This is a genomic window from Methanobrevibacter sp., assembly GCF_045636185.1.
Classification (GTDB): Archaea; Methanobacteriota; Methanobacteria; order Methanobacteriales; family Methanobacteriaceae; genus Methanocatella.
On the sequence record NZ_JAZTXC010000110.1, the window covers coordinates 1 to 3379 of the forward strand.

Annotated in this window: 4 protein-coding genes; 3 read left to right on the top strand and 1 reads right to left on the bottom strand. The window is 31.5% G+C overall.

Annotated elements, in window-relative coordinates; all coding sequences use genetic code 11:
* A partial coding sequence (rsmG, locus tag ACKI3Q_RS06280; protein ID WP_407415345.1) for a 16S rRNA (guanine(527)-N(7))-methyltransferase RsmG occupies positions 1-645 on the top strand: 645 nt, incomplete at its 5' end.
* Between the two features lie 25 nt (positions 646-670).
* On the opposite strand, the gene ACKI3Q_RS06285 is transcribed toward rsmG, so the two are convergent.
* Positions 671-1624, bottom strand: coding sequence for a hypothetical protein (locus ACKI3Q_RS06285; protein ID WP_407415347.1), 954 nt, complete (start codon positions 1622-1624; stop codon positions 671-673).
* Between the two features lie 253 nt (positions 1625-1877).
* Here ACKI3Q_RS06285 and ACKI3Q_RS06290 point away from each other — a divergent pair, with 253 nt between their 5' ends.
* Complete coding sequence (locus tag ACKI3Q_RS06290) at positions 1878-2654, top strand: ParA family protein (protein ID WP_407415349.1); 777 nt, start codon at positions 1878-1880, stop codon at positions 2652-2654.
* On the top strand, positions 2645-3379 hold a 735-nt coding region (locus ACKI3Q_RS06295), incomplete at its 3' end, for a ParB/RepB/Spo0J family partition protein (protein ID WP_407415351.1). The genes ACKI3Q_RS06290 and ACKI3Q_RS06295, both read left to right, overlap by 10 nt.

Here is a 3379-nt window from a genome sequence, read left to right on the forward strand (position 1 = left end):
TTTATTAAATATCATGAAATTCTTGTAGAATGGAATTCGTTTATGAACCTGACTGGAATTACAGAGTATGAGGAAGTTGTGCAGAAACATTTTGTAGACAGTCTTGTACTTTGTAAAGCAATTGATGTAAATAAGATAGAAAGCTTGATTGATATTGGAACTGGTGCAGGTTTTCCAGGAATTCCTTTGAAGATTGCTTATCCTCATTTAAAAGTGACACTTTTAGATTCATTACAGAAACGTATTAAATTTTTAAACGAGGTAGTAATGCAGCTTGGTTTGGAAGAGGTAGAAACTATCCATGGAAGAGCCGAAGATTTTGCAAAGCCATCTATGAAGAGAGAAATATATGATGTATGTGTATCCAGAGCTGTTGCAAATCTTGCATCTCTTTCTGAATACTGTTTACCATATGTAAAGGTAGATGGATATTTTGTACCATATAAATCAGGTAAGATTGATGAGGAACTTGCAGAATCTAAAAAAGCAGTTTTTGTATTAGGTGGAAAAATTGAAGATGAAGTGAAATTTAATTTACCGGACTCTGATATTTCCAGAAGCTTAATTAAAATTAAGAAGATATCAAGTACTCCTAAAAAATATCCACGTAAATCAGGATTAGCAACAAAAGAACCTATTAAATAAAAAAAGCGTGCAAAGCACGCTTTTTTTATTTCCAGTATTCTTTGATTATATCTAATATTTTTTCTGGTGCTTCTAACTGTGGTAAGTAAGAAGTTTCCATGATGGAAATACATTCAATGTTTTCATTTAATTCTGCATATTCTTCTGGCACATAGTCTGATTCAAAATAATCTTCCCCAGAAATAATAATAATATCTTTATCTAACACTTTTATTCCGTGGTTGATATTCATGTTCAAGCTGCCGCCTTGAAGGCTTGCATATAAATATTTGCTTCCGGATTTGTCACGGTGTGCAGATTCATGATAGTAATCACATACTTCTGAAAAGTCCGCATTGGAGTCGCTAAAATATTCATTGATAAAAGTATTAAAAATACAATCATTGGTATGAAGCATATGATAAATAAATGTTCCAATAATAGGACATGTGATGATAGCTTTTTTGATTTTTGAAAATCTATCTGGAATATCACCTAATTCTACCAAGTCAGCCGGATTAATTAAAATGATTCGATCAACTGATTCTTCACGCAATTTTGTTGACATGATTACAGGAGATACTGCTTTTCCGGTTGCAATGATATCTGTAGATTCTCCGATAACATCTCTTATAAAATCATTGAGTAACTGTACATATAAAAAACTATTATAATTTAATTTTGGTTTGTCAGAACGTCCGCATCCAAGTAAATCAATCGTATAAACTTTATTTGTTTTAGAAAGTTCTTCTTCTAAACGACACCATTCCATGCCTGAACTAGATTCGTTAATGTCATGAATTAAAAGTACAGGTTTTCCTTCTCCGGATACTTTATAATATACTTTTCCGTATTTAAAAGAGTAGTATTCTCCGTTGTCTTTTTTTAATAAATCTTTCGAAGTAGCAACTTTGATAAGATATTCGTTTGCTACATACATCGCTGTTCCGATGAGAGCTGTGGCAACAACAATTTTTCTAAATGTATGGTTTTTGCTCATTAAAATTCTCCTCTCATTAATAATTTCGATTTAAATATTTGATATTAGTATACTCTATTTTGGGTAATAAATAAACTTATTTTTAAATTTGATTTTTAAATAAATGTTTCACGTGAAACATTTATTTAGTTTTATTTATTAAAAATTCTTAATTTTAAAAAATAATGTTTCACGTGAAACATAGTTATGATATACTTGATTTTGCCACGATGTTTCACGTGAAACATTTAGAAAAAAGAAAGGGTAAAATACAATGGGAAGAATTATTGCAATTGCCAATCAGAAGGGCGGCGTAGGAAAAACAACCACTGCAATTAATTTATCTGCATGTTTAGCGGAAGCTGGACAGAGAGTATTAACAATTGATGTTGATCCACAGGGAAATACCACCAGTGGTTTAGGTATAGATAAAAATTCTGTTGAGAATACTATTTATGAATTAATTCTCGGTGAAATAGAAATTCAGGATGCAATTATTGAAACTGAATTTGAAAGATTATCAATTATTGCATCTAATGTTAATTTAGCTGCAGCAGAAATAGAATTAATTGGTATTAATGAAAAAGAATATATTTTAAAAAGAGCAGTTGAACAGGTACGTGATAATTATGATTTTGTAATTATTGATTGTCCGCCATCTTTAAATATGTTAACAATCAATGCGATGACAACTGCAGATACAGTTCTTGTTCCAATTCAATGTGAGTATTATGCGCTGGAAGGTTTAAGTCAGTTGCTTCATACAGTAAATCTCGTAAAACAGAGATTGAATCCAGAATTGGAAATGGAAGGTGTTGTGTTTACAATGTATGATGCAAGAACTAATTTATCTTTACAGGTTGTAGAAAATGTAAAGAGTAATTTGCATCAGACAATTTATAAAACAATTATTCCTAGAAACATTCGACTTGCAGAAGCACCAAGTCATGGATTACCAATCAATATTTATGATTCAAAATCTACAGGTGCAGAAAGCTATCGCTTATTAGCAGAAGAAGTGATTCATAGAGGAGAAGAAGAATGGCAGTAAAAAGAGGGGGATTAGGAAAAGGATTGGATAGTCTGATTCCTGATATGAATGTAGGAGGTGCAACAGCAGCACCTAAAAAAGAAGCAAAAACAAAAATTGTAGAAAAGGTTGTTGAAAAAGTAGTAGAAGTAGAAAAGCCTGTAGAGGTAAAAGTAAAGGTTACAAAAATTGAGCCAAATAAAGAACAGCCAAGAAAAAATTTTGATGAAGATGCCTTAATTGAATTATCAGAATCTATTAAACAGCATGGGGTGTTACAGCCAATTCTGGTTCAGGAAAGAAAAGGATATTATGAAATCATTGCTGGGGAACGCAGATGGAGAGCTGCAAAACTCGCTGGATTAAAAGAAGTTCCTGTCATTATTAAAAAATTTAGTGAACAGGAAATTGTTGAAATTTCATTAATTGAAAATATTCAGCGTGAAGATTTAAATCCAATTGAAGAAGCAATTGCTTATAAAAGACTTTTGACAGAATTTAATTTAAAACAGGATGAAGTTGCAGAAAGAGTTTCAAAGAGCAGAACAGCAGTAACTAATTCTATGAGATTATTAAAACTTGATGAACGTGTACAGGAAATGGTTATTGAAGAAAAATTATCAACAGGTCATGCAAGAGCTCTTCTTGGAATTGAAGATTTAGAATTACAGTATCAGACAGCGTGCAAAGTTTTTGATGAAAAAATGAGTGTGCGTGATGTTGAAAAGCTTGTAAAGACAATGAAC

Coding starts and splice junctions, on each gene's coding strand:
- ACKI3Q_RS06285 (WP_407415347.1), bottom strand. CDS start 1,624: ATGAGCAAAAACCATACATTTAGAAAAATTGTTGTTGCCACAGCTCTC.
- ACKI3Q_RS06290 (WP_407415349.1), top strand. CDS start 1,878: ATGGGAAGAATTATTGCAATTGCCAATCAGAAGGGCGGCGTAGGAAAA.